Raw genomic sequence first — 25,338 nt, 5'->3', positions numbered from 1 at the left:
ATAAAAATATTTATTCGTAATAAAAAATTAATGGCGTGAGAGTGGGACTGTGTTTTACAGTGATGTCATAGATAAACAAGAATATTTAGGAATCATTATGCGCTCATGCCGACGACAAAGCAGTTTTTCTTTATTAATTATTGTGTTCTTATTTGCAAAACTTAGTTCGGCATGCGGAGGCTCTTCAGCTGCAGGAGGAGTTTCCATTAGATATCAACTCAATCCTTGGTTTTTACAAAACACCAAAGAAATTACTTATTGCATTGATGTGGAACTGGAAAATTTTAGTGCTAGTGCCGAGCAAGTAGATAAAAATTTCCGTGCAGCTTTTCGCTATTGGAAAAATCATTTGGCCTTTGCTCTCGATGATGAAAACGAACTGTTAAAAATTGCCACACAGAAATTAGTGAGAGTGAGCTGTGGGGCTCACACCAATCCTGATATCAGTTTGCAGATGGGAAATTTGTTACGTGAGCAGGCTGTGTTTTTGCCACAAAACCATCAATTTGTAGCTCTAGCGCAAATTACTGATTATGAAGAGCCGATTATGCATGGCAAGGGTTTTATTTTTGTGACAGGGGATAATGAATCGAGTGTAGGCCCTCATCAATGGTCTTTGGCTGATGGGCATGCACTTGAAATGACATTTGTCCATGAACTTGGTCATATTTTTGGCTTCAGGCATGAGAGTGGCATCGAAGTGATGAAAGAAGATTTTCCTGATGAGATGTTCAACTTAGGCGAAGAGCAGCTTTCTCAGGAAAATATTTTTAGACGCCTTAAGCGAATCGAAAATCCTTTAGCGAGAAATAACGAACAGAGAATTTTGCTAAGTCTAAGCAGTGATCTTAATGAAAGAGAATTTCATCTTCTAAAGAAGATTTTTCCTCATCACATACTTGATAAATTTATCTTAGAATTTCAAAAAGATGAAAAAAATTCGCAAATACAGTTTTTTACCTCAAGTAAAGATGGAGTCGATTATCATTATTTAGATCGAGCAAAGATGGCATCATACATTCCTAAAAAGACGGCTTATGTAGAGATTAAAGTTCCAAAATCGAGAAGTATATTTCTTGGCTTAGCCCAAGATCGCGTGGATGACCAAATCTACCATGGTTATCATTTTGTATTGCAGGAATCCCATGTTCTAAGGCTGAACTCACGTTTAGGGGAGAAATTTTTTATTGCTAATTACTTTGCTGGTCAAAAGCGTTTGCAGTTACAGATTATTGATGAAGGGGATGCTTTTGTACTTGGTGATTTATCTTGGTGAAACTTTGGTAGTTCTTTCTAGATTGTGCTAGGACTAGCTGACTTTAACACCTCTTAATTTTTTAGAAATCTACGTTTTTAATTACTAGATAGTGATGATAAATTTATATCCCTATTTTTAAGTTGTGCCATGTCCTTGAAAATTACAATGGTAGGAGTAGCGTGAGCACTTTTTTAGAGTAAGAAGAGCTGAAAATAAATTTAAATTTTTTTGGGTGTCTTTTGGGTTGGGAAAGCGTGAGTACTATGTTCGACAGTGGTTTTGTATTTGGGTTTTTAATTTTCGTATTAGTTGTAGGATTTTTAAAGAGCAGAAAAATTCGTAATATGCGCGAGTATTCGATAGCTGAGCGAAAATATTCTTTGCCTATTATGGTTGCTACTGTTACTGCCACGACTATTGGTGGCGGTTCAAGTATCGGTATGGTTGCAAGCATTTTTAGCTTTGGAATTGTTTTTATTCTTATTTCTTTTGGCAATCCTCTCAACAGCTTTTTAGTCTCTCAGTTTTTTGTCAATCGCATTAATGAAATTTCAGATTGTATTTCTGTCGGCGATATTATGCATAAATTTTATGGTCGCCATGCACGAATTATCGCTGGAATATGTGGAACACTTTACTGTGCAGCTGCGGTAGGTGGACAGGTAAGCGCTATTGGTTTCATTATTAATTATTTTCTTCACATTCCCTTTGCGTTGGGAGTAGCAATTGGGTGTGGAATTTTAATTGTCTATTCATCTTTTGGTGGAGTCAAAGCAGTCACTGCGACCGATGTGATTCAGTTTGCTGTTTTGATTATAGCTGTTCCAATGATTTGTAATGTAGGTCTGCACTTGATGGGTGGTTATTCAGAATTATTTGAAAGAGTTCCTTCCAGAGTTTTGACTTTGCCTCATACGGCGGGTGAAATTATTAACTACTTTTTTATTTTCCTGGGCTTTTGTGTGCCATTTTTGGATCCTCCTACGACCCAACGTTTGCTTATGGCAAAGGATAGAGAGCAGATCCAAAATACTTTGCGTTGGTCAGCTTTGATTCAAGTTTGTTTTTTCATTGTGATAGGCATCATAGCCCTTATCGCGGTAGCAAATAATGCTGATTATGATCCCAATATGGCTTTCACCCATCTGGTAAGTACGATTTTGCCTGTAGGGCTCAAAGGCATAGCTATTGCAGGGCTTCTCTCTGTTGTAATGTCTACAGCCGATAGTTACCTCAATGCAGCTGGTATTGCTTTTGTTCACGATGTAATTGGACCGTTACGTCAGGGGAAAATAAGCGATAAAGGAGAACTTAAACTTGCTAAGTGGGCAACTTTTATGATTGGGAGCCTTGCTACTGTTATTGCTTTAAGTTTTTCAAGTATCATGAGTATTATTCTTTTTTCCCTTAACTTTTGGGGACCAATAATCGTTGTTCCACTTTATGCAGGCTTACTTGGGGTCAAAGTGAACAAAGGAAGTTTTTTGGGAGGTGTAGTAGGTGGCATTTTGGCTTTTTGTATTTGGCATTTCTTGGTGGAGCCTCGATTAAATATTGGAAGCCTCATTCCAAGTATGATAGGAAATTTTATCGGATTTTGTTTTATTCACTTTCTACAAAAATATAAATCAACAAGACTTGAAATCGCATAGTTATGGTATTATCGCCGTTTAGAAAAATAAATCGCATTATTAACAAAGGTGTCCAGGAACATGGGGCGCCTTATGAATTGTTTGGAGTTTTTGCGGTTGTTAATTATATAGTTCCCTACTTCATGTGGTCTCCGGCAAAAACAAGTAACTTTGAGCTTTTGATAGTATTGAGGCTTGTTGCCGGTATAATGAGTTTTTTGCTGATAATAAAAGATTACTGGAGCGATTTTTTACAAAAGTATCTGCCTCTTTATTGGTATGCTACTTTATTTTATTGTTTGCCATTTATTACGTCCTATATGTTGTTTGACAGCCAGGGTGACACATTTTGGCTGCTTAATATGATATTGGCAATATTTCTGTTGACAGTTTTAGTTGATTGGAAAAGTTTCCTTGCATTGCTTTTTTTGGGGATGCTGGGAGCTTATTTTTTTTACTCCCTTGTTGGTGAGGCAGAAACTTTCACATTGTCAAAAGATACTCTTTATTGGGTCATATACATGTGTTTTTTCTCTAGTTTGGTAGGAGTGCTTTTTTCTCGACGCAATGAGAAAATCGCTCAAGAGAGACTCAATGCCTATAAAACAGTGAGTGCATCGATTGCCCATGAAATGCGCACTCCTTTATCGTCGATGTATATTTCTTCTCAGAATATGGGGCACTATTTGATAAAACTTTTAGATGCTTATAGAGAAGCAAAAAAAAATAATATTCAAGTTCCAAAAATAGAAGAACAAAAAATAAAATTATTGGAAAAATTTCCTGAGCATCTGAGCTATATTTCTCGTCGTACGATTTCTATTATCGACGTCTTTTTGGCGAATTTTAGCAATGTAGATGAAAAAACAGTGGACGTAGAAAATATTTCCATTAGCCAAATAATTCACAAGGCGGTAGCAGAATATCCTTTTTTTTCAGAAAAAGAGCGAGCTCTTGTAGCAATTTCTGATGCCAATGATTTTTGTTGCCTGGTAAATGAAAGTTTACTTGTTCACGTCTTTTATAATTTAATGAAAAACTCCTTAAGTCAGATTCAAATATCAAAAAAAGGAGAGATAAAAATTTTTTATTCGCAAGAAGAACACTACAATGTAGTTCACTTTCTTGATACGGCAAGCGGAATTAAAAGTTCAGAAATCCCTAAAATATTTGATGACTTTTATACCAAAACATTCCACGGGGCAGGCTTGGGTTTAGCATATTGCAGGAAAGTCATGCAGGCATGTGGTGGAAGTATTAAGTGCTTATCTCAATTGGGCGATTATACGGAGTTTCGTCTTTATTTCCCCAATGTGTCACACCCTGCTCATGAGCTGAAAGTTTATAAATTAAAAGATTAACCACGTTAAAAAAAATTTTTGCGGCATTTGATTGGCATCGTTAACGTCTGCCTCAAGTAGCCCTGAAAGCCCGTTAGAATTACCGTGTTCAAGATTTTCTAGCAAATGAGGGGGAAATGGTTCATTTTCTTCATCTTCACTGGTATCCATGTCCGAATCTGAAAAACTTGCTTCGTCAAAACTTGAAGCTTGTGAAAGTATGGCAAAGAAAAAAGTCAAAAATAAGTGATTAAATTTCATGTATGTGACCAACTAAAGTTAAATAAAAAAGTTATTAAATTATTTTGTTATTGTGCTTTAGTTGATTTGAAATGCAAGTGTAATCCTAAAATATTATTTTTTTATGCTCTATAAAATGTCCATTATTGATAGAACATATTGAATTTAAATAAGTAATTTATTGGAGTTCTCTATCAGTTTTTAAGACAGAACCAGATATATCACTCCGCTTTGACTCTAATTTTTTTGCACCAAGCATGCCGCAGGCAGCATCAATATCATCACCGCGAGTTTTGCGGGTAAACACTGACAAATGGGCTCTGTACAAAATTTTATGAAACATAAGCGTCACTTCGTTGTCGGGTTTTTTATAAGGCGAAAGAGGATGCTCATTAAAGGGAATTAAATTTATTTTGCACTGCATATCTTTGAGAAGATGGGCCAAGCGATGAGCGTCTTCCTGGTTATCATTTATGCCCTTGAGAAGAACATATTCAAAAGTAATACGCTCTCTGATTTTAAGTGGAAAATCTCTGCATGCTTTAAGCAGTTCTTCAATATGCCATTTGTTATTTACCGGCATGATAATGTTGCGAATTTCATTAGTGGTAGCGTTTAGGCTTACTGCTAAGTAAACTCCAGTTTTTTCGCCAAGTTCTTTGATTTTAGGAACAATTCCCGATGTTGATACCGTAATGCGGCGAGGTGAAAAAGCCATACCGTCTTGATGGGTAAGCAGCTCAATGGCTCGCACAAGGTTGTTGAAATTATGGAGAGGTTCACCCATGCCCATGAACACAATATTGTGAATAGGACGTTCATTTTTGCTTAGCATTAGTTCATGGTGATTGCCATTTTTCATAACATCTTGGGCAACATTGTATACTTGGGCAACAATTTCAGATGCGTCAAGGTTGCGTACCAATTTCAAAGCAGCGGTAGCACAAAACGTGCAACCCATAGCACAACCCACTTGGCTCGAGATGCATAGGGAGTGTCTGCCTTGTTTTGCCGCATGAGGAATAAACACGCTTTCTATAGTATGCCCATCATGAGTTTTAAATTGATATTTGCGAGTACCATCACTGCTTACTTTGACTAAAGTTTGCTCTAAGGCTGCGAGTTTGCAATGTTGCGCTAGATAATCTCTAGTAGATTTTTTTATTTGCAGTGCATCATCGAGCGAATTAATTCCCTGGCGATGAAGAGCCTGAAAAAGCTGTTTGCTTTTGTATTTGGGCTCTTGAATTTCAAAAAATAGTGGTTCGAGTTCACTGGGAAGAAGACTTCGTAAGTCTTTTGCAAGTGTTGCTGTGGACATTCAAATAACCTGCTGCGTTCTACATAAAGCACGAATTAAAGCACAAAAATGCATGAGTCAAAATAGGGGATGAAAGCAGTAGTCATATTTGTAGTGCTTAGCTTGATGAACAGATTGTTTACAAGATAAGCGCTTGTAACTTTTGATAATTTTTTACCGCCTTTATATTTCGCGGTATTTTGCTAGCTTGAAAAAGTCGGAATAATAACAATCTTAGAAATTAGCCAAGCCTTTAATTTCTGAACGCTCGTAGCAAAAGCGAGGACTAGGAAGCAATTAAAGGCCTGGCTAATTTCTGGATTGCTATAACTATAGGTGAAATATGGCCGAAGCAATTGAAATTCTCAGTGCGCAAGAGTTAGAGGGAATGCGTGCAGCATGCAAACTTGCTGCCGATATGCTGTCTCATGTGGGTAAAATGGTAACGAGTGGTATTAGCACTCAAGATATTGATGATGAAGTAGTAAAGTATGCTAAAGAACATGGGGCGACTAATGGCCCCTTAGGTTATCACGGTTTTCCAAAATCGGTGTGTACCAGCATCAATGAAGTTGTATGTCACGGAATACCAGATAAAAAACGTATTTTAAAAAATGGAGATATTATCAACGTTGATGTTTCGCCGGTTCTTAATGGTTTTTTTGGCGATACATCAAAGATGTTTTTTGTGGGTAAGCCTTCTGCTTTGGCTCAAGAATTAGTGCAGATTACCGAAGAATGTATGTGGGCAGGTATTAGAGAGGTAGCTCCTAATAAGCGTGTTGGCGATATTGGTGCTGCTATTCAAGATGTTGCCGAATCAGCCGGTTTTTCTGTTGTGCGAGATTTTGTTGGTCACGGCATAGGAAAAGTTTTTCATCATCCAAGTTTGCAAATTCCTCACTATGGTCGACGCGGAACAGGAAGGCGTTTGGTTGAGGGAATGATTTTTACCATCGAGCCCATGATCAATGAAGGTGTATGGCAAGTGGAAGTTCTCGACGATGATTGGACTGCGGTCACCAAAGATAGAAAATTATCTGCTCAGTGCGAACATACTGTGAGAGTTACCCAAAGCGGGGTTGAAGTTTTGACCTTAAGAGAGGATGAGACATTGAAACTTTAAGCAAAGAGTTTTGATCATGTATGTTCTCCAATCGTTGATCGTTTTGATTTTGGTAGCCGTGTGTGGCTATTTTTCTTCGACTGCATTGCTTGGTATTACGGCAATGGTGAGATCGGGGGCAGAGGAAAATCTTTTTGGTGACATAAAAAAACGTATCGATGCTGTAATCGATTACGTTTTTTTTCATAAAAAAGTTCTCGATGATAAAAGCTATGGCTTTTTTCACATGATCTATTTCTACGGTTTCATTATTCTAGCCGTTGGCCACCTTGAACTGGTTTTTTATGGGCTTACAAAATTTTTGCTGCAGTTTGATGTGCAGCCTTTTTTGTATCGCAATTTTTTACCCGCATGGATTATAAAACCTTTTGAACTCAGCCAAGATCTTATGGCATTTTTTGTGCTTATAGCAGTTTCCATCGCTTTGCCTCGTCGGATATTTTTTCCAAAAAAACGTTTACTGCCGCGTTCGCGTGATGCTGAGTTAATTTTATGGCTGATAGGATCGCTCTATGTCAGCTTTTTTATTTTTATCCCTAGCGAAGTTGTATACAGGATTCAAAGCGGAGAGCTTACTTCGGGCTTTTTATGGTATATGCCCCTAAGTTCATTGATAGCGCAAGCCTACGAGCTTTTACCAGGCGGTGCACTTTCGGTTTTGCATCAGTTTGGTTTTTGGACACATATCAGTATTTTTTTGGGATTTGCTGTCTACATTCCCAATTCAAAACATTTGCATTTGATCGCTGCTGGACCCAATATTTATTTTCGTCATTTTGATTCGGTGGCAAAACCTTTGCCTATCGATTTTGATACAGCCGAAGAATTTGGCGTAGATCGCGTGGATAAACTTTCTTGGAAATCTTTGCTTGATACCTTTGCCTGTACTGAATGCGGGCGATGCGATGCTGTATGTCCTGCTGCACTCACTAAAAAATCTTTACATCCTAAAAAAGTGCTTCACGATATCAAAATGAATCTTCGTTATGAAAACTGGGATCAGTTTAAGAAATTTAAAAATTTCAAAGGCGACACAATAAAGGGCAAAGAGCAAGAGTTTGCTGCTATAGAATTGAAAACTCCCTTGATCGCTCGTGAAAAAATTGATGGCGAAAATCCTTTGCGACTCAATGATGGATCCTACGATATTCACGGCCAGATTCACCTTGATGATATTTGGGGGTGCACTACCTGTGCTGCTTGTGTTGATGCCTGTCCTGTGTTGATTGATTCTGTACCCACCTCTTTGATCAATCTACGCAGGCATTTGGTGATGATGGAAGCAAATGATTATCCCAAAGAGCTAAATGCCGCAATGAAAGGGATGGAGATGCAATCTAACCCGTGGGGCGTAGGGCAAGATAAAAGAACAGATTGGGCCATGTCTTTAGATGTGCCGGTCATGGCTGATAGACCAGATGCAGAAGTGGAATATTTATTTTGGGTTGGTTGTGCAGGCTCTACCGACGATAGGGCTAAAAAAATTCAGCAAGCATTGGTCAGAATTTTAAAAAGCGCCAAAGTGGATTTCGCTATTCTCGGTTGTGAAGAAAAATGCACCGGGGATCCTGCACGTAGAATGGGTAACGAATATCTGTTTGATATGTTGGCCAAAGAAAATATAGCCACTTTGTCTAAGTATAAATTCAAGAAAATTTTTACCAGCTGTCCTCACTGCTTTAATTCTTTAAAAAATGAGTACAAAGATTTTGGTACGAATTATTCTGTGCAACATCATTCTGAATTGATCAACGAATTGCTTAAAGATGGACGCATTCCGCTCGTGACTAAGGAAAAATTTGATAAAGAAGTGACATTTCATGATCCATGTTATCTTGGGCGTTACAACGAAAGCTATGATGCTCCCCGCTCGGTGATAAATTCTGTGGCCAAAAATACCAAAGAAATGTCTATGAATAAAAGAAACAGCTTTTGTTGTGGTGCAGGCGGTGGTCGCATGTTCATGGAAGAACATCAAGGTGTACGTATTAATCATGAGCGTACCGAGCAGGCTATTGCTACTGGCGCAAAAATTATTGCTACGGGTTGCCCATTTTGTATGACCATGATGAGCGATGGTATTAAAGATAAAGGTTGCGAAGAAGATATTGTGGTAAAAGATATAGCTGAGTTAGTAGCAGAACGATTATAGGTAGCACCTGTGGAAAATGAAAAAATAGATTTTGCGAGTGAGAACGTGCTTGTTCCTCAAGCTGATGATTTACCCATGACAGTGAGTGAAGCGGTAAAATTATTGCCGCATTTGGAAGAAGGCTGGTCGGTAAATCAAGCTGGTCATTTAGAAAAAGTTTTTTTGGTGAAAAATTTCAAAGCAAGTTTGGATTTGGCTAACACGCTTGGGAAAATTGCCGAGAGCGTGGGGTATTATCCAAATTTGTTGGTTTCTTACGCTAAGTTGAGAGTAGAAATTTGGAGCACCACCATCGGAGGCCTTAGTCGTGCTGATTTTATTTTGGCAGCTAAGATCGATCAAACAAGGAAATAAGAGCGATGGAAAAATTTAAACAGCTCATCGCACTGGATGTTGCTCATCGTATAGATAATTTTTCCCAGCAGATTAAAACTGCGGCTTTGCCAAAGCCGATCGAGATAAACAATAGTGATGAAATTTTTCGCCTTGAATCAAGCGATCGCAAGAATGCCGATGCACTGCTGATTTCCATCTATACTGAGGTGAGCGAAGAGCATTTAAGAGCTTTGCCGTTGTTAAGATACATTGGTATATTGGGCAGTTCCACTGCAAAAATTCCTTTAAACTATTGCCAAAGCAAAAATATAAAAGTGAAGGCTGTTAATGATTATTGCGATTATGAAACAGCTGAGTGGGTGATTGGGCAGATTATTTCCCATTTTCGCAATTGCCATCCAGCAAAAAGTGTTTTTGATAAAAAATTGGGTGTGATAGGCGTGGGAAATATTGGTGGGCAAGTGCTTAAGGTTGCTACTGCTTTGGGGATGAAAGTTTATTTCAACGCGCGCCACTCTCACGACGAGTTAATAAAAATGGGAGCACGTTCTGCCGGCAAAGAAGAAATATTTTCTCAATGTGATGTGATTTCGTTTCATACACCTGCGCATTATGCGTGGCTGAGTGATAAAGAATTGCGTCACACAAAAGCACATGCTTTGTTTATCAATAGTTGTTTTGGGAAAATTTCTTTGGATGATTGTTTGGAGAAATTTCTTCATGCTCGGGAAGATGTAGTTATGCGCATGGATAGCATTGCATTCATGAGTTACCCAATAAAAAATCAGGTTATTATTGACGAACGTCCTGCCTATGACACCATTGATTCACGCAATCGTTTAATAAATAAATTTTTTGCAAATATTTAAAAGTTTATTTGGGTTGTGTCCAGAAAATATTGAAAGGCTTCTTAATAAAAAATTTTTTTACTAAGTCCTCGCGTGCGCTGCGGAATCGTTCAAAAATTTAAGCCTTTCAATATTTTCTTTACATCACTAAAAATTATCATGCTCCCTTCATGAATAAGAGATCTCAATAAAATAATTTTAATGAATCACAAGAGCTAAGTAGTTATAGAACTAAGTAGTTATAGAATTATTGATTTATTTTTATTGCAAATATTTTGGAGGCTCTTATGTCAAAATTTAAATTTATCCTTTTATTTATGGGTGGTTGCATTATTTCGCTGTCGCTCTTTGCTGAAGACACCAAGGGGCTCATCAGAGTTTATTGCTCTTATCTGCCAAAAGAAAAGCTTGAGCAAGGACTTGAGCCACAGCAACAGCTCAAGGCGCTGGTTAATGAAAAATTAATGAGTGGCAATGAATCCGTAAAAGTTGATGCCTATTCTCGTGCTCGAGATTATGCGCTGGATGAAAAGGAATATTTTGCACTTTTTGATAAATGCCAGAATCTCATCAAAGATAAAGGGCAACTCTTTAATCTAAAAGCGACCAACGCTAATAAATTTGAATCAATCACATTTTATTATCCTATCACAGCACTCTATAAAGACGATGTCGTAACAATTGGTGCTGATGGTTTACCCAATAAAGTTTTGCCATTGGATGATCCGCAAGTTTTAAAAGGGCTCAACCTAACACCTGAACAAGAAGAAATGTTGACGAATAACTCCACGCAATGGATCAAACAAAACCCTAGTTTGATAAAGAAACTAGCAACAACGGTTTTGGATCCATTATCTCAGGCTGGTTCGGCAATATCGGGTTTGCCCTATGCAAAACAAACCTTAACCGTAGCAACAATTTTGGCGGCTGCGTGGTTTGGGCCAGCCTATGTAGCAGGCGCTGTAGATTTGCTCTATCCAATAGTTTATTCGGTTCTCTTTGGTGGTGTGCCTTCAAAATTAGGCCTGAGTTATTGGTTAGTTTATTATCCTGGAAAAGTGCATGCTGTGGTTTGGGCTTATAACAATGCTTCATGGATAATTAGCCTTGCAGGCGGCGCTGCTGCATTACTTCAAGCTTATGTGATGCCAAACTTAGGTGCTTTTTCTAGAACAAAATAATTATTTTTATTTTTTAACTTTAGCTAATTTGTTGGTGCGAAATATTTTTTGTACCGACAAAATTTTTTTATTTATTTTTTGTTTATGTAGTTATTAAATATTGTCATATTCCTTGACATAAAAATTAAAATAAATATTTTTTGAGTTTAATTTTTCTCGAGGAAAAAATGCAATTTTTCTGTGTTTGTCTGTTTTTAAATCTTATGTTTATTTTTCTTAGTGGTTGCGGCAACTTAGAAAAAAGTCCTGCAATCCCATGGCGTAACACTGACGGTTTTGATCGAGAAGGCTACAATAAAAGAGGCTTCGATAAGAATGGTTATGACCGCGAAGGTTATGATAAATTTGGTTGCAATAAAAACAAAAAAAATCGCCTTGGTTTGCACTGTGAAGATGTAATTAATTTCAAAAAAAATAATATGAGTTGGGCTGAGGTTTTACAGCTTCGAGAAAGTAAAAAACAAATAGAAAAAAATTCCTTAGTCGATATTAAAAATTTAGAAAGCGAAAATAAACGCACTATCTCTGAGCTAAAAGCAGCCCATGAAGTAGAAAATAGAGCCCAAGTACATCGTATAGGTGAGCTAGGGGCGGACAATCAGGCGCTGATAGTACAGAATCTCACCTATAAAAATGAACTTGCACAAAAGCAGCAACAAGAAAAATGGTCGGCTGAACAATTTAGTTCCAACTATCAAACTATCAACAGCATGCGTGGGGAATTGAATACCGCGCTGCAAAATATTGTGTTGTTAAGCAAGCAAAGAGACCAATTGCTGGTTGATAATCAAAACCTTAGCGATGAACGGAATAATTTTGAGCAAAATAATCAGCATCTTACTGAGCAGCATAATCAGCTGCAGGAAAATTATCGAGCTCTCGCTGAAGAGCAAAATCGTGTACAAGGGGAAAATAGAGATATATTAGCCGCCCAAATGGAGCATCAAAGAATAAACCAAGACCTCATTCAACAGCGAAATCAATTGTGGGGGAATAACAATCAATTATTGGAAGAGCTCAATCAAGTAAAAATGAATCGTGAAGAGCTGTTGAGGAGAAATCAGGAGCTCGCTGAGGCAAATAATTAGTGGCAAGGAAATTATCGAGCTCTTACTGAAGAGCGTGATCGTATGCAAAATGAAAATGAAAACCTGTTGAGAATCAATGAGGAAGCTCAAAGGAATAATCAGAATTTAACTCAGCAACTGGCAAATCTTGGCGAAGAGAAAAATAATTTAGCTACACAGCTGCAGACATCTAAACAAGAAGCACAACAGAGTGGTGAAGAGAATCGCAAGCTTACAGAGCAACTGGCAAATCTTAACCAAGAAAAAGATAATTTAACTACACGACTGGCAGAATTCACTGAACAGAATCGAACGCTCACAGATGAAAAAAATGATTTAACTCAGCAACTGAATACAGCCAATGAACAAGTGCAAACGCTCACGGTCAAGAATGATGATTTAGGAGACGCTCAAAGAGAGCAGCTTAGAATAAACCAAGAGCTTACTCTAAAGCAAAAAGAGTTGGACGAGAACAATGGCAAATTATTGACTGAGCTCCAACAAGTAAAAACAAATCGTGAAGAGCTTTCGAGGAGAAATCAGGAGCTCGCTGAAGAACGTGATCGTATGCAACAGGAAAATGAAAATCTGTTGAGAACCAATGAGGGAGCTCAAAGGGATAATCAGAATTTAACTCAGCAACTGGCAAATCTTGGCGAAGAGAAAGATAATTTAGCTACACAGCTGCAGACATCTAAACAAGCAGCACAACAGAGTGGTGAAGAGAATCGCAAGCTCACAGAGCAACTGGCAAATCTTGGCGAAGAGAAAAATAATTTAGCTACACAGCTGCAGACATCTAAACAAGCAGCACAACAGAGCGGTGAAGAGAATCGCAAGCTCACAGAGCAACTGGCAAATCTTGGCGAAGAGAAAGATAATTTAGCTACACAGCTGCAGACATCTAAACAAGCAGCACAACAGAGCGGTGAAGAGAATCGCAAGCTCACAGAGCAACTGGCAAATCTTGGCGAAGAGAAAGATAATTTAGCTACACAGCTGCAGACATCTAAACAAGCAGCACAACAGAGCGGTGAAGAGAATCGCAAGCTCACAGAGCAACTGGCAAATCTTGGCGAAGAGAAAGATAATTTAGCTACACAGCTGCAGACATCTAAACAAGCAGCACAACAGAGTGGTGAAGAGAATCGCAAGCTCACAGAGCAACTGGCAAATCTTGGCGAAGAGAAAGATAATTTAGCTACACAGCTGCAGACATCTAAACAAGCAGCACAACAGAGCGGTGAAGAGAATCGCAAGCTCACAGAGCAACTGGCAAATCTTGGCGAAGAGAAAAATAATTTAGCTACACAGCTGCAGACATCTAAACAAGCAGCACAACAGAGCGGTGAAGAGAATCGCAAGCTCACAGAGCAACTGGCAAATCTTGGCGAAGAGAAAGATAATTTAGCTACACAGCTGCAGACATCTAAACAAGCAGCACAACAGAGCGGTGAAGAGAATCGCAAGCTCAACAAGAAAATCACTGAATTAGATTCTCAGCTTCAAGAAAAAGATAAAAAGTTTGTAGAGCTGCAAAAAGAAAACGAAGACGTACAGAAAAAACAGCAAGAAAGAGTTGCTGCTATTGAGGAAGAAAAAGAGCGGTTATCAAAAGAACTTACTGAACTGAAAAATCATGATCATGAACGAGCACGATTAAAAGAAGAAGTTGCTGCGCTTGAAGCAAAAATAAAAGATCAGGAAAACTCAGCCCAACAATTTGATGAAGAGCACAAAAAAGCTGCACAAGAAATTAAACAGTTGGCTGATAAAAATAATCAATGGGAGCGGATTTTTTCTGAGAGCAAAAAGTCTATAGAAAATGAAAAATTATTGGCAAAGCTTTTGTCGCAAAAAAATATCGAGATTACTGAAGTAACACCTCAGCTATTTTTTGCTCAACTCACCAAAAAGTTTATTGATTCTTACAAAAGTTTTAAGCTTCCAAAACCAGACTTTAACTTTAGAAACAAGAATGTTGATGGCCAGACAATGCCTTCGCCAAGTAAGAATCTTAAGCTTACTTATCAAACACTTCCATCTCCGAGCAACTCAGGCGATTTTGGCAATCAACCATTGTTATTTGGACGAGAAACTCGATCTGTACTGTTCGACAATGGCGAATTTGCTGATACCTATGACATTCCATCACCATGCAATTCAGGAGAATTTCAACAAACTCTGCCCAGCTTTCATCGCAACGACGACGAAGATTTCTTAAACAGCGATAATGAACTAGGTGAGCTATACGAAGGAAGCGAGGAAGAAGAAGAGGATTAAAAATTATCTGAAACATTAAAGGTCCCTATCTGGGACCTTTTAAATAATTTTATTCGTGCTTTTCAAACAAAGACTTCAAAAGAAAGGAAGAAAGCTGAGATTCTTGCAGCCAAATTTTATAAAGATCAATAGTCTGAACATATGATGCTTTAATTAGATTATCTAGATTTGCTGGAGTTGCCTTGAGTTTTGTTACGTTGTTGTTCTCCATAAGTTGCCAAAACTTATTAAAAAAAACTTCATTGGCCGCAACGATAATTTCTTTTTCATTATTTTCTATTGAATTGAGCTCAACAAAATCAGTGAGAGGCAAAAAAGCTGTTAGATTAATTTTTATATCCATGTCTCTGCTGACAACACATTTATTAATATAGTGATCGATAAGTTGAATCGTATTCCCGCTCATTTTATGATGGAAATCTTTCAGAGCATCAGACATTTTTTTTGTTTTTAAAGGGGGGCAGTCTGCCATGTTTTTAGTTTGGCTAAATGCTGGTACAAGGATATTCTCAATCACAGTGATGAGCTCCAGTGCGTGATTTTCAAAACCGCGCAGCATTATGTGCCAATCTTTATCATTATCACTGAGCAACACACAGCCGCGTTCATGGATTTTTGAAGGCGCGGAGCGCAAAAGCCCATCTTTGTTGCGTAAAATATTTGCCCAGTCGTCAGTAATTTCTAGTCGTCGAACAAAAATATAGTCACCAACACGCGCTAACCACCGACGGAAAACTTTCTCATCTTTATGCTGAGCAACAAGTTCTTTGGGCAGAATAATTTTAACGCGGATGCTGCTGTCATGCTCATTGATATAATCGTTGAGCTCGTTGATCGTCTCAGCTGCAGTTTTGGCATCTTGTTCATAGTCATTGACGATAAGAGAAAATTTTACCTGATCAATACCTAGAGCCTGAACAGCAGGTTGATTCTCACCATCTATTTCTTCTACTTCAACTGGGTTTTGATATATTTGCTCGGCTGGTGGATCATCATCAATTACTTCGACGATTGGTTCAGAGTAGGGATTTTGGTGAGGAGGATTTACTGGCTCGCTGGGTACATATTCACTAGAAGTTATCTGCGCAAAATTTGTTTTTTTTTGAGTGATTTTCTTAAAACCAATAGTGCGAATAACTCCAAGTCCTGTTAGTAAAAAACATGTTCCAAGAAGAGCAGATATAAAGAATTTAAACATTTATTTTTTCCATCGTTAAAAAATTAAATTAAATACAGAAATTTTTTATCACAAAAAAAATAATAAACAATAATTTTTGAAGCATTACAGATGAAAGCATACGGACTAATTAAATTTATTTATTGGTTATAGTAGGGCCATGAGTGATCTGCTGAGTAATCCTGCCTATTTTAAATTTTTGTCTAGCTCTCATCCTGAGCTGAGTCTTAAGCTGTGTTCACAAGGGGCGCCTTATTTTGTTGTATCGATTGCAAGTTTTCAGCCGCTTATGCCAGGAGTTTTGCGCAGCATTGCTTATCACCTGAGAATAGTAGCCCCGTCGTTGTTAAACCCACGGGCATTGGTGTTTGGGGTGCCATTTGAGCCCTATGAACAAACTGCAATTCTATCGATGTTGCCCTCGATACAAAGTATAAAGAAAATGGCCAAAGAGTTTGGAGCCGACGTTGTTTTGCTCACCAATGTCAATAAAAATTCTTCTCACATAAGTAAGTTGTTGAACGCAGGATTCTTATTGATTCCTTCCTTTCCTGATATGCGCCTTAAAGTCAATGCTCAAAATTTTGAAGATTATCTTAATCTATTTTCATCGAAATATCGTAATAGCATGCGTAGAAACATAAAAAAGTTTGAGCGTGAACAGCATAGATTGATCTATCAAAAAGAAATAAATAAATCCTTGAATGAAGATTTTTATCAAGCTTATCGTTTTATGCGTAGACGTGCCTTGGTTCCCTGGATAGCCTACAGCAAAGAGTATTTTGCTTCTCTCTCTGATGCCATGCCTGATTCATTTGTTGTTGCAGCACACAGTGCTCGTGGAGAATTTTTAGGAATGGCGCAAGGATTAAAAGAATCTGAGCGCTTTCATGTTGCACGCGTTGCTACGGCGCAGTCGATGTATCGCAAAGATGGAATTTTTTTTCGGCTGATCTACGCAAGCATTGAGCACGCGCTCAACCAAGGTTGCAAAGAAATAATTCTTTCTCCCACAAGTTATGCGTTCAAAAGAAAACTGGGAGCTCAATACTATCCACTCTACAATCTCATTTTGCCTATAAGTTTTTCTTGGAAAACTTTGGTGTCGACTCTACGGCCTTGGACTTTGAGAGCATTGGTGGGTCATCTTAATTGTCATAGCACGCTTGAGAGAGTGTTTTAAAAATAATTTTGCAATCCTTCAAAATCATTTTTGGCGAATATCACTTGCTATTCCCACCTGCGCAAGGATGACAAGTGACGCAAGACCAATTGCTTAGCCTGTGGTTTCTTCTAAAAAATATTCAATAAATCTTCTTGTTGAAATCCAAATTTATTTAACCCTTATGTTGTATTGGCCAAGATCAATCGATTCCACATCAAAGTCATCTTGAAATGCATTTGGTTTGGGGCTGAGGTTTTTATTGCTCGAGCTGCCCATAAAAGCGACAATTCTTTTGAACAATAAATGCTCTACAGGAATGATTACATGTTCCAAATAACTTATTTCTTCAGGATTCATTACAGAATCATTTTTAAGAGGTTCAAGTTTTGCCATTTTAGCGAGATTATAGTTGATTTCAGCAAGATTTGATTGCGCCATGAGTGCTACAAAAGAATTGGGGTCTTTGGCGTTTTGCAAATTTGTTTGCTCAGTTTTTTGTGCTGATTTCAAACTATCGAGTTTGCTTTGATAAGCTTTGGTGGTCAAAAAGTCCATGCTTTGTTCGAGTTGTCCGTCTACCTTTATCTGAGAAAGCCAACGCAGTTTAGTGAGATGATTGACTGTATCTAAAAGAGAGTGAGCAAAATCTTTGCCAAAGATACCATCTTTTACCATCTCATTGATGATATCTTTTGGGTTTTGTACCCCCAAGTTAAGATAGCTTTGAAATGCAGTTAAGAATTGTTCTATCAGGCGATAATTGTGACGCTTAATATCAAATACTCCACTGGATGGAAGTTTGCCTTCAATAAACATTTCTCCACCATATTTTTTCTGGCTCCATTTACTGATTAACTCATTGAAATTGAGACTGGCAATTTTTTTACGGATGAGTGCATTATTTTCATGCAATATTTTATTTCGTTCACTCACAAACTGATCATATAAATCTTTGTTGCCAGCTACAAAATAATGATTTCTACCGATATCAGCAAAGGCACTTACCACTTTGAGCTCATTGCTTTGATCAGAGTCAAGAAAATAGTTAACCCAATTGGTGAGTTCACTTGAACTAAGTTTTGCGCCGCAGGATGAATTTTCTATGTTTGCTCTGAGGTAGTCAGCATCGGTGTAAGTACCTTTGATTAAAAATTGTGATGCCCACTTATACCACTGTTGCCCGCGAGTAGAGCTGTTGACACGCAACTGAAATATCTGTGGCATATTGTAGCTCACCCCTCGAGCATACTGAGCTAAATTCTGTGGGGTTGTAACCAATACATAGGAGCCCTCAAAAGGATAAAAGTAATTTTTCCAAAAGGTTTTTTGTGCACTTGTTTTTGCGAAAGCGTAGTTTGTAATCATTGGGCATAAAATTTCTCCTATGCTTTGATCACTTTTAACAAAGGGAGCGAAGTGTATGGGAGCATTGGACTGCTCATCAAGGCGAAAGCCCTTTCTACCAAACATAGGGTGACCGATAAGTCCATTTAAAGTAGTAGCGAGATTATTGCCAAATTCAAGTCCAACATCTGCAGGATTTGCTACATTATCGGATAAAACTAATCCACCTTCTAAATCGGTGATAATGCCTGACTCAAGTCGCCCAGCTGAACCAAAAGCCACAAAGGCATAATCTTTTTCACTAATGCCTGCGGGCAGAGCAGCTTCGATATGTTTTTTAGTCCAGCTCATCAAATCTTTGGTGAGCTGTTTTTGCAAAGAGAGGTAGTCTGCTCCTGGCTTGTTGTAAATCTTTTTGAATTGCGCAATGTATGATTGTCTGAGGTTGTAGAGCTCTTCTCTCATCTTTGTATTAAAATCATTAGCAAAAAAATCTTTTAAATTGGCATCTTGAAATCTTGGATCTTTTGGGTCGATCCAGGAATTGAGAGGATCGCCTGCAAAAAATTGACTGCTTGAATCAAGAGTTAGCTCAAAATTATTTTTTGCAAAAAGAAAATTAGTACTCAGAGAAACAAGAAACAATAAGGATAACTTAATAAAAATGCGCATATAATTTCTCTACTTATCTATAAAACAGTTTTTATTTACCGACTTTAGTTTTTTAATGCATGGCAATAATTGCGCTGATTTGAAGTTTAAAGTTTGTTAGATAAAATTGCGTGAGAATTTTTTGGAAATAATATGAAATACTGTTTGGTAGTGGCATTAGTTTGTTATTTTTTTACCTCAAATGCTCAAGGTGAGCAGCAATTGCAGCTAGAACAGGCTGCTTGGTATGCTGATCAGTTGTCTGTGCAGGGCTTTGACTTCGGTCAACAAAATATTAAGCCTGATGGAAAGATTGAGGTGAATGTGAATGTCGTTAATAACAGCGACACTCCTGTACAAATCACCAATATTTCTCGGCCTGGGCAGAGCGAAAACCTTAAAGAGTATTTTCTTTCGCTGGATGAGCGGATGAGTACTTGTTTTATTGAACAACTGCTTGCTGCTCATGGAACATGCAATTTTATTATTAAGGTTCATCCGGATAGCCAAGAAAAATTAATCAGCAAGCCTCTGGTGATTAGATACATCGATGCCAATAAAAAAACTCAAGAACAACAGTTTGTTCTAAAGGGTAAGCTTCAGGTTCTGCTGAATACCGGACTTTTTGGTGATGAGCAGCCAACGATTACAAGTGATGCAGTAGTCAGTGGTACATCTGGGGCGCAAGAACTTCCACTGATAACCTATGCTCAAGCGATGGAGGCCGATAAGTGGTTCCCCTATATTTTCAGGCCAGACAAATTTGCTGCAGAAAAGCAGGGGATGTATCCACCAAAAGTGCTGGATAATATTCCGATTTTGACACGCACAATGGTGATGCACGTGCCATGGACCTTTGTGGCACAACCGCAAGGACCAAAGGCTTTGCAAAAGCTCGTTGATTTAGTGCCTGATCGTATAGAAGACTCTCTTACAGGCAAGAGTTACGTGAAGCTTTATCATGGTACGACTGACGATGTTTTAGATATTTTTAAGCCAGGAGAAAAATCAATTCGCTTTGATGTGGCAGTGACAAGAGCTTTGGGGCAGGGTTTTTATCTTACAGCAGATCCAAATGAAGCAAAAGCTTATGCTTGTATGCGCCTGAAAGAAAGAATTAAAAATAATCCCAATCTCAAAGGAATGATAGTGGTAATGGGAGTGGAAAATAAGGATTTTATCGAAGGTAAGTATTCTCCACAGGTGCATTTATCAGATGATAAAACCGGGGAGCCTTTTGATAATGAAATTTATTTTAAAAGAAACAGCAAAATGAATAATCAGTTTGTATTTTTTAAAAATACTGGGCCTTATTTAAAAATGTTTGAAATTGTAATTTTACCCAAAGGATTTGGTAAATCTAAATCAATTAATGATGCAGATGGAATTGATGAAGCAAATAAAAATCTTGCTGGAGCCAGTGATTTTAGCTGTAAAATTTAAAATTTACTAAATTTTTTATTGTGCTGGGTATGAAAGTAAAATGGCTCAGCTTTGTTGAGGCCCTGAATTCTAATGCTAAGAGGGTCTCTGATACTAACCCCAGAAATTAACTAAGCCTTTAATTTCTTCCTAGTCCTCGCTTTGCTGCGGGCGTTCAGAAATTAAAGGCTTAGTTAATTTCTGGGGTTGGTATGATTATCAATAGCTTTGCTCCTACGAAAGAAAAGATTTCCTCTATTGAAATTCAAAATGAAAATAGCAGGTTGGAAGAAAATTTTTTAAAAAAGGTACAGATAGTGAATAAGTCAATAAAAAGTATTTTTAGATATTTATCCTGTAACTTGCTGATGATAAGCTTATTATTTTCAATAATTACGCATTCAAGTTCAGAAGATTTTAAAATCTATGCCCAACAGCTTAAATCTGAACAAAGAAATAAATTCCCACGCGAAGAGCAATACATACGATTAGCCAATGGGTTGGAAGTATTGGTGATTCAAACATCTGAGGCTAAACAATCATCTGTATCAATGAGTGTTAATGTTGGATTTTGGGATGAGCCTTCTGAGTTGAGAGGCATTGCGCACTATCTGGAACATATGCTTTTTTTAGGGACTAAAAAATATCCTGATGCAAAAGAATATGGTGAATACATTAGCAAAAATAATGGGATAAGAAATGCTTCTACGACGGAAGACAATACCAATTATTATTTTTCGATAAATGATTCTGCGCTCGAGGGAGCACTTGATCGATTTAGTCGATTTTTTTATGAACCATCATTCAATATAAATAAAATTGATGACGAACTTGAAATTATCGAATCAGAATATCAAAAAAATTGTATCAGTAATATGTTCAAGTTGGATCATATTAAAAAGTTGTTATCAAATCCAAAACATCCTATGCAAAGAAGTTTCCAAGGAAATAAAGAAACTTTAAGTAAAATAACCGCTGATGCATTGTTTAAGTTTTATAAAAAAAATTATACTGCTGACCGAATGAAATTGGTTGTAATTAGTTCGCTATCAACACAATCTATTATTGATATGGTACAAGAAAAGTTCTCGAAAATATCAAGTGGTCAAGATGCACCTAATATAGCCTTGCCGCCTTTATATAATAATGAAGACTTACCTCGTATAGTCGAATGGAGGCCTGAGGGTAAGGATTTGCAAATGAATTTATTATTTCAAACATCCTTTTTCTCAAATACAGCTAGCGTCTATAATATTATTACAAATTTGCTTAATAGGAGGGATATAGGTTCACTAAACGATAAGCTTAAGTCAAATGGCCTAATCGTAGAGATGAATGCAGGCAGAAAACTTAATCGCAATCAACGACAATTTTTAGTGAATTTCATTTTAACCCCACAAGGAAAGGAGAAATGGCAGGATATTTGTAAGTTATTTTTTTCATATATAAATGAGCTAAAGAAAGAAGGTTTATCTAAGTTGTTTTACCAGGAGGCTAAAAATATATATGAAACTAATTATTTAGCTACATCGCTTCCGAGCTCATTAGCACAAGCCAAGCTTCTGGCAAATTATCTTCATCGATTTACTTGGGATGAGCTAGAAGGAAGGTTGCATTTATTAGCTAAACCTGATGAGAATGAATTTTTTACCTTACTTAATGAAATTTCTCCTTCAAAAATGCAAGTATTTTTGACTTCAGATGAGCTCTCACAGAAAAGTATAGGTGTAAAGGTTGGTGAGTTTTATGGTGCCTTTTATCGTGAGTCAAAAATTGATGATTTAGTTTATACCGGGTGGATGCATGCCAACAGTTATGATGGCAGTGTATATCCTAAACCCAATCGTTTTATTCCTGAAGCCTATGATTGTAGACACCAGGGAGCTCCAGAGATCAACATTACTGAACAGAAAGGTTGCTGTTTGTGTATTAAAACTGAAAATGTACAAGAGCAGTCTGTAGCAAAAATACAAGTTGAATTTTATACGGATAGAAAAAATCTAAATATAGAAACTGTTACCTGCGCTGTATTATTTAAATATTGTTTTAATCAATTTAACGCAAAATGGAATCAAGACGCTCGTAAGCTTGGTTTTTCTGACAGTATAGATTTTAACTCAGATCGGGTTAAAGTTTATGCAGGTGGTCCTGCTTGTAAAATTATTCCATTTATAAAAGAATTCAGCTTAGCAATAAAAAATATTTCTTTGAGTGAGAATGAGTTTAAGGCAATTAAGGAAACAATTATCAATAATATAGAAGCGTATTTGCAGAAAACAATGCCATATAGCATTGCGTACAAAAACACATTAGCATTGCTTTCACTAAATAGTTTTCCAACCCATATGTATTTGGAACCAATTGAAAAGTTGGAATTGAGTGATGTGAAGGAGTTTTTTTCGAACATAACAAAAGTATCAAACGTTTTGTGTGCCGCTTACGGGGATATAAAAGAAAGTGAAGCAGCAGATTTTTTAAATTCATTTCTTAGCCAACATGGGATCGAAGTATCATTAAATAATCGTTCTAGTACTCAAGAAGAAATTAAGCTGGATCCAGGCAAAACTTATTACTATAAAATTGAAGTACCGAACGATGAAAATGCTTATTGTTGCTATTATCAACTGGGTGAAAATACCCCGTTATCAAATGCAGCTTTACACTTTGGAAAAATTATAATTGGTCAGAAATTTTTTGATGAACTGAGAACTAAACAAAAATTAGCTTATATTGCTCAAGCTTTTGGATATTGGGCAAGGCGTAGTTGCGGATTTGTTTCACTTATTCAAAGCAAAAAAAATATTGAACAGCTTTCAGATATTGTTGATGAATGGATGGGGAATGCTGCAGAACTTATTTCAGGCTTATCCTCCGAGGAATTTGAAAAGATTCGTTCTTCAATTCTTGAAGAAAAAAGAAAGCCAGATGAGAGTTTTTCCGAAAAATCATCAACGTTTTTTTCTGCTGTTTTTTATTATGAAAAAGATTTTGAATGGAAAGAAAAAGAAATTAAGGCCATCGAATCTATTACTCAAGATGAAGTGGTTTCGCTTTTTAGGGAAATGTTAGACCCTAAAAGCGCAGCCCGAATTGTTGTACACGTGGTAGGAAAAGAGTCAGAGGCTTGTGATTCTGAGAATTTTCAACCATTAGGCACTCAGATAACTGATTTCTCAACCTTTCGTCAACAAGTCGGTCGTTATAGTGATAATAGATAATGTGATGGAGCGAATGAGCATTTATAGGTTATTAAGGATTTGGTTTGTAGTAATTTAACCTGAGTTTTGCTCTCATGATTGATCACATCTTTTTGTTGACAAGATAGATTCGGCGATTTGGTAACCTTTATACATAGCATAAAGTTCTCTAAGCCCTCGCCATAAGACGAGCCATCCAGGAGGACCGTTATATTTAATGTGTCCTCCCAACCTTGCTATTTGCCTTAAAACTTCATCGACAGTAAGCAATGATTCCGCGGTATAATTTTGCAGCATAGCTAATAATGGAGGCGGTATATAAAGTTCTGGTGAGCTATTTGCTTCATTTGCTTTATTGCGTAGCCGCAGGAGAAACCAGGCTATTGGTATAAAGACTCCCAAACAATTTTTCAGGCTGTGAAAGCTTTCTAACTGTCTTTTTTCATATGAGCATCCAGTTTTAAGGACTTTAAAGTATTCTTCTATGACCCAACGTGAGCAATAGCATTCGATAATCTTTTCGATATCTTGGCGCGAAGCGATTGGTTCTTGAGTGAGTAAAATCCATTCAATAGGCTTTTCATCTTTAGGCGGATTTCGCTCTAGAATAAGAACAGCATTTATATCTAAAGATAATGCATATTTTTTATCTACACAGTTTGATCTTTTTAATGTAATTTGTTTTGCTTTAATATCTACTATCGTATTGCGGGCATCTCTTTTAACAAGCCTTTTATTATTAGCCCCGCCGGATTTTTTATTTCTTCTAGAAAGATGTATTTCTTTAGAAAACAATCTGCTTTCTTCTGCAAATTCCTCGCGTAAATGCTTGCCGTTTACAAGGGCGCGGTCATAGCAGCCCCTAACAATAAATCGATGTTCTTTGTTCGATAAATCAGCAAGCAAAGCATAACTATCTGTTTCACTATCGCATACGTGGATTGCATTTTTAGCGCTTTCGCTGAGTTTAGAAATGCTATCGATTGCGTCATTCCATCTTTGTTTTTCCGATGGCAGGCGACGAGACTGAGTCTGTGTAAGAATCCCTTTTTTTCTGAGTGCATAAGGACTGATTTTTTCACCGCGCTTAAAACAATGCAACCCCAATGTACCTAATGGTTCTCTATCTGACGCAGAAATAGCTAAACTGAAATGACCAAAGAAGCTTGCACTTTTACCTAGTGAGGTTGTTCCAAGGTCTCGTCTCTTTCCTGAAAATACAAACTCACTCGAATCATGCGCAATAATAATATCATTATTCTTATTGCACATACGCTTTAAAGTAGCTTGCTTGTGCGGTTCTAAAATGTCTTTTATTTCTATGTAAGGATTTTCCACAAACCGATAGAACCCCTCTAATTCTGCCGAACTCCTAAATGCCTCAGGAAAAGATTTCTCTGGACTTTCAATAACCGAGCTAACAATTGATAAAAGGCGCTTAGTTAAGCGCTTATCACCAAGATTTGATTCTATAAATTCTGTTCTTATATGATTCATTGAAAAACTTGATCACATCAAATTAAACTTGAAAATGCTTAAACGACTTTGTCAACAAAAAGATGTGATCAATCATGAGAGCAAACTTCAGGTTAATTTAATTTTTACTGCTTATTCCCTAGC

Annotated in this window: 18 protein-coding genes; 13 read left to right on the top strand and 5 right to left on the bottom strand. The window is 37.3% G+C overall.

What is annotated here, in order from left to right; all coding sequences use genetic code 11:
- Window positions 1-49 precede the first annotated feature (49 nt).
- The 3 genes from H6731_02645 to H6731_02635 all read left to right on the top strand — a co-directional run bounded on the left by H6731_02645 (window position 50) and on the right by H6731_02635 (window position 4,250).
- A complete protein-coding gene (locus H6731_02645; GenBank protein USN51323.1) occupies window positions 50-1,276 on the top strand; it encodes a hypothetical protein in 1,227 nt (408 codons plus the stop codon).
- A 236-nt stretch (window positions 1,277-1,512) separates the two neighbouring features.
- Window positions 1,513-2,910 (top strand): sodium:solute symporter family protein, encoded by a 1,398-nt coding sequence (locus H6731_02640; GenBank protein ID USN51322.1) that lies wholly within the window; start codon window positions 1,513-1,515, stop codon window positions 2,908-2,910.
- A 2-nt stretch (window positions 2,911-2,912) separates the two neighbouring features.
- On the top strand, window positions 2,913-4,250 hold the full coding sequence (locus tag H6731_02635; protein USN51321.1) for a HAMP domain-containing histidine kinase: 1,338 nt from the start codon (window positions 2,913-2,915) through the stop codon (window positions 4,248-4,250).
- Here H6731_02635 and H6731_02630 read toward each other — a convergent pair.
- Both H6731_02630 and rlmN read right to left on the bottom strand, forming a co-directional pair.
- Complete coding sequence (locus H6731_02630; protein USN51320.1) at window positions 4,239-4,490, bottom strand: hypothetical protein; 252 nt, start codon at window positions 4,488-4,490, stop codon at window positions 4,239-4,241. The two genes, H6731_02635 and H6731_02630, sit on opposite strands and share 12 nt — an antisense overlap.
- A 157-nt stretch (window positions 4,491-4,647) precedes the next feature.
- The gene (gene rlmN, locus H6731_02625; protein ID USN51319.1) at window positions 4,648-5,790 is read right to left on the bottom strand and encodes a 23S rRNA (adenine(2503)-C(2))-methyltransferase RlmN; all 1,143 of its coding nucleotides are present in this window, start codon (window positions 5,788-5,790) and stop codon (window positions 4,648-4,650) included.
- Window positions 5,791-6,112: 322 nt separating this feature from the next.
- Between rlmN and map the strand changes: the two genes are divergently transcribed.
- The 7 genes from map to H6731_02590 all read left to right on the top strand — a co-directional run bounded on the left by map (window position 6,113) and on the right by H6731_02590 (window position 14,762).
- Entirely contained in the window at window positions 6,113-6,895 is a 783-nt protein-coding gene (gene map / locus H6731_02620; GenBank protein ID USN51318.1) for a type I methionyl aminopeptidase, read from the top strand.
- 16 nt (window positions 6,896-6,911) lie between these two features.
- Window positions 6,912-9,047 (top strand): (Fe-S)-binding protein, encoded by a 2,136-nt coding sequence (locus tag H6731_02615; protein USN51317.1) that lies wholly within the window; start codon window positions 6,912-6,914, stop codon window positions 9,045-9,047.
- Between the two features lie 9 nt (window positions 9,048-9,056).
- Window positions 9,057-9,401, top strand: a complete 345-nt coding sequence (locus tag H6731_02610) for a 4a-hydroxytetrahydrobiopterin dehydratase (GenBank protein USN51316.1) — start codon at window positions 9,057-9,059, stop codon at window positions 9,399-9,401.
- A 5-nt stretch (window positions 9,402-9,406) separates the two neighbouring features.
- Window positions 9,407-10,252, top strand: a complete 846-nt coding sequence (locus H6731_02605) for a hypothetical protein (GenBank protein USN51315.1) — start codon at window positions 9,407-9,409, stop codon at window positions 10,250-10,252.
- Window positions 10,253-10,518: 266 nt separating this feature from the next.
- A complete protein-coding gene (locus tag H6731_02600; protein ID USN51314.1) occupies window positions 10,519-11,412 on the top strand; it encodes a hypothetical protein in 894 nt (297 codons plus the stop codon).
- 167 nt (window positions 11,413-11,579) lie between these two features.
- On the top strand, window positions 11,580-12,500 hold the full coding sequence (locus tag H6731_02595; protein USN51313.1) for a hypothetical protein: 921 nt from the start codon (window positions 11,580-11,582) through the stop codon (window positions 12,498-12,500).
- 42 nt (window positions 12,501-12,542) lie between these two features.
- Window positions 12,543-14,762, top strand: a complete 2,220-nt coding sequence (locus H6731_02590) for a hypothetical protein (protein USN51312.1) — start codon at window positions 12,543-12,545, stop codon at window positions 14,760-14,762.
- A 49-nt stretch (window positions 14,763-14,811) separates the two neighbouring features.
- On the opposite strand, the gene H6731_02585 is transcribed toward H6731_02590, so the two are convergent.
- Complete coding sequence (locus H6731_02585) at window positions 14,812-15,960, bottom strand: hypothetical protein (GenBank protein USN51311.1); 1,149 nt, start codon at window positions 15,958-15,960, stop codon at window positions 14,812-14,814.
- Between the two features lie 139 nt (window positions 15,961-16,099).
- On the opposite strand from H6731_02585, the gene H6731_02580 reads away from it, so the two are divergent.
- A complete protein-coding gene (locus H6731_02580; protein USN51310.1) occupies window positions 16,100-17,122 on the top strand; it encodes a GNAT family N-acetyltransferase in 1,023 nt (340 codons plus the stop codon).
- Window positions 17,123-17,272: 150 nt separating this feature from the next.
- Here the strand turns inward: H6731_02580 and H6731_02575 are convergent, their stop codons facing one another.
- The gene (locus H6731_02575) at window positions 17,273-19,120 is read right to left on the bottom strand and encodes a hypothetical protein (protein ID USN51309.1); all 1,848 of its coding nucleotides are present in this window, start codon (window positions 19,118-19,120) and stop codon (window positions 17,273-17,275) included.
- Window positions 19,121-19,252: 132 nt separating this feature from the next.
- Between H6731_02575 and H6731_02570 the strand changes: the two genes are divergently transcribed.
- Together H6731_02570 and H6731_02565 are read left to right on the top strand one after the other, a co-directional pair.
- Window positions 19,253-20,542 (top strand): hypothetical protein, encoded by a 1,290-nt coding sequence (locus H6731_02570; GenBank protein USN51308.1) that lies wholly within the window; start codon window positions 19,253-19,255, stop codon window positions 20,540-20,542.
- A gap of 191 nt (window positions 20,543-20,733) precedes the next feature.
- Window positions 20,734-23,739: an insulinase family protein gene (locus H6731_02565; GenBank protein ID USN51307.1), complete on the top strand. Its 3,006-nt coding sequence runs from the start codon at window positions 20,734-20,736 to the stop codon at window positions 23,737-23,739.
- A 72-nt stretch (window positions 23,740-23,811) separates the two neighbouring features.
- On the opposite strand, the gene H6731_02560 is transcribed toward H6731_02565, so the two are convergent.
- Window positions 23,812-25,215 (bottom strand): IS4 family transposase, encoded by a 1,404-nt coding sequence (locus H6731_02560; protein USN51306.1) that lies wholly within the window; start codon window positions 25,213-25,215, stop codon window positions 23,812-23,814.
- Window positions 25,216-25,338: the final 123 nt, after the last annotated feature.

It is taken from the genome of Myxococcales bacterium, from assembly GCA_023898405.1.
In the GTDB taxonomy this organism is placed as follows: domain Bacteria; phylum Myxococcota; class UBA727; order UBA727; family JABDBI01.
The sequence above is the reverse complement of the archived record's forward strand: the minus strand, read 5'-3'. Positions and strand labels throughout refer to the sequence as shown.